The sequence below is a fragment of the Polaromonas sp. P1_G4 genome, from assembly GCF_056405475.1.
The window spans coordinates 1-5221 of sequence record NZ_JBFUCA010000302.1; the positions used below are offsets into that span (position 1 = coordinate 1).

Genomic DNA, 5221 nt, shown 5'->3' on the forward strand with positions numbered 1-5221 from the left:
CAGGAAGCCCAGGCCATCCTGCGCAGTGTTGAGCAGGCATCGGCGCGCGCGGCGCGCGCCGCACAGGGCTTTGAAGGCACGCTGGCCATCGGCTTTACCAGTTCGGCCGCTGCCCATCCCCTTATTCCGGGGATTATCCGGGCCTACCGCAGCGCTTATCCCGGTGTGCATCTGGATTTGAGGGAAGCCAATGCGGCCGAGCTGACCGAGGGCATAGACAGGGGCAAGGTCAATGTCGCGATTTTGCGCACGCCCGTAAGCCATCCGCGTGGCGTGAGCTTTTTTTCCTTGCTCGAAGAGGAGATGCTGCTGATTCTGCCGGTGGGTCACGCGCTGGTGGCGGGCGCCGCCAAGGGCAAGATGCCGGCCATTGATCTGAAATCCCTGGCTGATGAGCAGTTCATTCTGGTGCGCAGACACGGCGCACCGGGCATGTATTCGGATCTGATCGAAGCCTGTGAACAGGCGGGCTTCACGCTCAGGATCGCCTTGGAGGTGGAGCGCATGCTGACCAATATCAGCCTGGTCGCGGCGGGCGCGGGCGTTTCCGTGGTTCCCGCATCCATGAAGGATTTTCACCGTGAGAGCGTGGTGTACTGCCGTATCACCAATGCCAGGCCCGCGCTGGTGGCACCTATCACGCTGGTGAGCCGGGAAGACAGTAATTCGCCGGCCGAAAAGAATTTCCTGGATCTGGCCAAAATTTTTGCGCGGCAGCACAAAGCCTGAGTGCGCGCGGGTGCATGGACACCAAACACCTCGGCCCCCAGGCGGGCTCAGTACAAAACGAGTCGGCGAGTTTGCTTGAGGCCTGGTCCAATCCGTTGAATCCCGGCTTCGAGCCGTTGCCCTGCATCATGGGCGCCAGAAACAACGACAGCGGCAGTCCGGGCGCCTTCAGCGGGTGCGGCATGATGCAACAATCCGTGATTCGGCCCGCGCAGGGAAGATCGGTTGGGCAGGTGTCACGGGGAACGTTCTGGCCGCGATTGAGTCCCAAGTCTCGTAATCAATTAAATTTCAGGCAGGAGTAACCGTGAGGGCATTTAAATTAGTTTCCGGTCTTGTTGTCGCGGTGCTGTGTGCCGCCGGCTGCGCGTTGACAGCGATAAAGCCCGGCATGACCCGCGAGAACGTCATCGCGCTTCGCGGAACGCCGTCCCGGGTGGTGCCGCTGGATGCGGGAACCCGGCTGCAGTATTCGGGCCAGCCGCTTGGTCAGTTCGCCACGATGGTAGATCTGGATGCCGCCGGCAGGGTCATCAGCGTCCGCGAGGTCCTGACGCCAGCAGAGTTTTCAAGAATCCAGCCGGGCAAGTGGATGCGCTCGGATATGGAACGCGAATTTGGCCGGCCAGCAAAGATTGACCGTGTAGCGTCATGGTCCGGCGACATCATGACTTACCGCTGGCGAGACAGTGATCAGCCCATGTTTTTCTGGGCTTATCTGGACGGCAACAACGTGGTGCAACGCATCGGGCAGGGCATGGAATTTCCCATGCGAGTCAATGATCGTTAAAAGGCGTATTGCACGCTAGTCGGGTGTTGCGGAGCGGCCGATATCCGGCCACCGGTGATGCAGATACACCCAGGCAACCAACCCGATGCACATCATCCCGAGCGAGACTGCCGCCAATGCCCGGGTGGAGTGCATTGTGAGCGGGGCGATGACACCGGCAACAATGCCGTTGGCGGTTGAGCCCACGAAGGCCTGAAGGGAAGAAGCCATGCCGCGCCGTTCAGGATAAAGGTCCAGCACCAGCAGCGTGACAACCGGCACCATCAGTGCCCAGCCGAATGCAAACACTGCGATCGGAAAGAGGGACCACGAAGCATGCGGGGCGAACAGCATGTTGGCAATCAGGTTAAGCACCGAGGTGACCAGCATGATGACAAAGCCGTGCCGTATTTGCTGCTTGGGGGCGATTTTTCCTGCCAGGCGGCCGCTCAGCCACGCGCCGGACATGATGCCGGAGATTGTCAGGATGAAAAACCAGAAAAATTCGGTAGGCTGCAGTGCCAGGTGTTCCCCCAAAAAAGCGGGCGCTGACAGCACATACAAAAACATGCCGTTGAATGGCACGCCGCTGGCCAGCGCCAGCAATAAAAAGCGGGGGCTGGAACCCAACTGCCAGTAGCCCCGCATCAGATGCCTGACTTCAAACGGCTGGCGTTCCAGCGGCGGAAGTGTCTCGGGCAAGAACCGGAAGTTGGTAGCCCACAGGATCACACCCACTCCCGTCAGAAACCAGAAGATGCTGTGCCAGCCCAGATGCACAAAAAGCCAGCCGCCGACGATGGGCGCAAGGGCTGGGGCCACTCCGAAATAGATGGTGACCTGGCTCATGACCTGTTGGGCCTGAGCCGGCGGGTACATGTCGCGTATGACGGCGCGCGACACCACAATGCCCGCACCTGTCGACAAGCCCTGCATGGCCCGGAAAAAAACCAGCTGCCCGATGCTTTGCGAAAGCGCGCAACCGGCCGACGCCAGAGTGAATAGCGCGATTCCCCACAACACCACCGGCCGACGGCCAAAACTGTCGGCCAGCGCACCGTGAAACAAGTTCATGAAAGCAAAACCGAACAGGTAGGCCGACAGCGTCTGTTGCATTTCTACCGGTGATGCTCCCAGCGACTGCGCCATGCCGGAAAAGGCGGGAATGTAGGTGTCGATGGAAAACGGACCGAGCATCCCGAGCACAGCCAACAAGGCGGCAAGCGCCCAGCGTGGTGCGTGCCAGAGTTCGTCGGCGTTGGGGTTCATTCTTTTTTCAGCTTGAGTGCGGTGTCATAGAGCTCGTTACGTCCCACGCCGGTGATTTCTGCCGCGACTTTTACAGCAGTCTTGAGCGGCAACTCCGCCAGCAACAACTGCAGCACCCGTGTGCCATCTTCGGGGTTATCCGCAGCGGCGCAAGGATGCAGTACCAGTGCAAATTCACCGCGCGTACGCTGGGCGCCAGCGGCCAGCCAGCCGGAAAAATCCTGCGCCGGCACGGTCGCAATTTCCTCAAATTGCTTGGTCAGCTCACGGCCAACGGTGACCAGGCGGCCTTGCAGCACCGCCAGTGCTTTCGCAAGCGCCTCGATGCGGTGTGGCGCCTCCAGAATCACGATGGCCCGGGCATCGGTTTGCAGCTGCTGGATGGCCTGGTCGCGTTCACCGGCCTTGCTCGGCAGGAAACCGGCGAATACGAACCCGGTGTCACCGCCCGGGCTGCTCAGCCCGGCCACGCTGAGCACCGCAGTGACGCTGCTGGCACCCGGCAGGGGCATGATGGCCAGTCCAGCGGCACGAACGGCGGCGACCAGGCGGGCGCCGGGATCGCTCACGGCCGGCGTGCCGGCGTCGCTGATATAGGCCACGCGCTCACCCCGCTGCAGGCGTTCGATCACCAGACCTGCGGCCTCAGCTTCATTGTGTTCGTGCACCGCCAGCAGGGGTTTGTCGATGCCGTACTGCCGCAGCAGGGGTTGAGAATGCCGCTTGTCTTCGCAGGCTATGGCGTCTACCAGCTGCAGTACTTGCAGGGCGCGCAGGCTGATGTCGGCCAGGTTCCCGATCGGGGTCGCCACCACATAGAGCGCACTTTCCGGATAATGCTGCATGCCTGCTGCGGCGCGTGCCGCATTCAGTGCCAGGTCGAAGGAAGCGTTCAATGTGGTTTTCCAGAAAAMAGGTTGCCGGGACGGCGTCAAAAGCGACGGCCCTTCAGGCCCCAGCCTCGCCTGGGCAGGTTACCACCAAGTCGAGGGGTGATGCTGCGGAAGCTGCCGCGCGCGCCTACCTCGCCAAGGCCGGACTGGTGTTGGTCGATACCAATTATCGGACGCCGGGCCGCGGCGGCGGCGAGATCGACCTGGTCATGCGCGCACCTGACGGTACTCTGGTGTTTGTGGAAGTGCGCCAGCGCACGGGCGTCTCGCACGGCGGCGCCGGCGCCAGCATCAGCCCGGCCAAGCAACAGCGAATCATCTTTGCCGCGAGGCACTATCTCATGCGTTTCGCCAGCCCACCGCCTTGTCGATTCGACGTGGTCCTGGTCAACGGGCCGCAGGACGACGGGGCGGCCCCTGACATTGAATGGCTGCCCGGGGCTTTCGACGCGTCCTGAACGCCGGGAATGGCGGAATTTGTAACCATCCATTGCCAGCCTGCGCAAACCCCTCCGGGACCGGCGGAGCAGTCCGACCCGCTATCATTGACCCCATGCTTGAACAACGTATCGAACAGCAGTTCATTGACAGTGCCGACCTGAAATACCAGGCGGCACAGGTCCTGTCCAAACCGATTGCGGCCGCCGTGCAGGCCATCCTGGCCAGCGTCACCAGTGGCGGCAAAGTCCTGGCCTGCGGCAATGGTGGCTCGGCAGCGGATGCCCAGCACTTCGCTGCGGAGTTTGTGGGGCGCTATGAGCGCGAGCGGCCGGAGCTGGGTGCGATTGCGCTGACGACCGACAGCTCCATCCTCACCGCCATTGCCAACGACTACGACTTCACGGTCATCTTCTCGAAGCAAGTGCGTGCCCTGGGCGGCGCCGGCGACGTATTGCTGGCCATCAGCACCAGCGGCAATTCGGCCAATGTGCTGGCCGCCATCGAAGCCGCCCATGAGCGCGAGATGACCGTGGTGGCGCTGACGGGGCGCGGGGGCGGCAAGATGACCCATGCCCTGCGCGAAACCGATGTGCATATCTGCGTGCCGCATGAGCGGACCGCGCGTATCCAGGAAGTGCACCTTCTTGTCCTCCATTGCATTTGCGATGGTGTGGACACCCAGTTACTTGGCGATCAGGAGACCTCTGTATGACATATGCCCCGTTGAAACGACTCACTCTGGCCGTTGGTACGTCGGTCTTGCTTGGCAGTGCCCTGACAGCCTGCTTTCCTTTGGTGGTAGGTGGCATGGCCGGGGGGGCGCTTGTTGCCACCGACCGCCGCACGTCGGGTGCGCAGCTGGAAGACGAGGGCATTGAATTGCGGGCGGCCAGCCGGATTCGCAGCAACGTGGGCGACCGTGTGCATGTCAACTTGACCAGCTACAACCGCCAGGTGTTGCTGACGGGTGAAGTGCCCAGCGCGCAAGACAAGCAGCTGGTCGAGCAGATCGTTTCGCGTGTGGAGAATGTGACCTCGGTGGTCAATGAACTGGCCGTGATGGGCAACGCCACCCTGACACAGCGCTCGTCCGACACCCTCGTCACCGGCCGTGTCAAGG

7 protein-coding genes are annotated in these 5221 nt (G+C 62.0%); 5 read left to right on the forward strand and 2 right to left on the reverse strand.

Features of this window, described 5'->3' with window-relative positions; translation table 11 throughout:
- Together AC1D1X_RS14970 and AC1D1X_RS14975 are read left to right on the forward strand one after the other, a co-directional pair.
- On the forward strand, positions 1–729 hold a 729-nt coding region (locus tag AC1D1X_RS14970; protein ID WP_477698559.1), incomplete at its 5' end, for a LysR substrate-binding domain-containing protein.
- Positions 730–1036: 307 nt separating this feature from the next.
- On the forward strand, positions 1037–1519 hold the full coding sequence (locus AC1D1X_RS14975) for a hypothetical protein (protein ID WP_477668834.1): 483 nt from the start codon (positions 1037–1039) through the stop codon (positions 1517–1519).
- 15 nt (positions 1520–1534) lie between these two features.
- Here the strand turns inward: AC1D1X_RS14975 and AC1D1X_RS14980 are convergent, their stop codons facing one another.
- Both AC1D1X_RS14980 and rsmI read right to left on the reverse strand, forming a co-directional pair.
- On the reverse strand, positions 1535–2767 hold the full coding sequence (locus tag AC1D1X_RS14980) for a multidrug effflux MFS transporter (protein WP_477668833.1): 1233 nt from the start codon (positions 2765–2767) through the stop codon (positions 1535–1537).
- Positions 2764–3612: a 16S rRNA (cytidine(1402)-2'-O)-methyltransferase gene (rsmI, locus tag AC1D1X_RS14985; RefSeq protein WP_477668936.1), complete on the reverse strand. Its 849-nt coding sequence runs from the start codon at positions 3610–3612 to the stop codon at positions 2764–2766. Before rsmI ends, AC1D1X_RS14980 begins: the two co-directional genes overlap by 4 nt.
- A 50-nt stretch (positions 3613–3662) precedes the next feature.
- On the opposite strand from rsmI, the gene AC1D1X_RS14990 reads away from it, so the two are divergent.
- From AC1D1X_RS14990 to AC1D1X_RS15000, 3 genes are all read left to right on the forward strand, one after another.
- Positions 3663–4118: a YraN family protein gene (locus AC1D1X_RS14990; RefSeq protein ID WP_477698560.1), complete on the forward strand. Its 456-nt coding sequence runs from the start codon at positions 3663–3665 to the stop codon at positions 4116–4118.
- A gap of 95 nt (positions 4119–4213) precedes the next feature.
- The gene (locus AC1D1X_RS14995; protein WP_431098788.1) at positions 4214–4813 is read left to right on the forward strand and encodes a phosphoheptose isomerase; all 600 of its coding nucleotides are present in this window, start codon (positions 4214–4216) and stop codon (positions 4811–4813) included.
- Positions 4810–5221 (forward strand): BON domain-containing protein (locus AC1D1X_RS15000; RefSeq protein ID WP_477698561.1); only part of this gene is annotated, 412 nt, incomplete at its 3' end. The genes AC1D1X_RS14995 and AC1D1X_RS15000, both read left to right, overlap by 4 nt.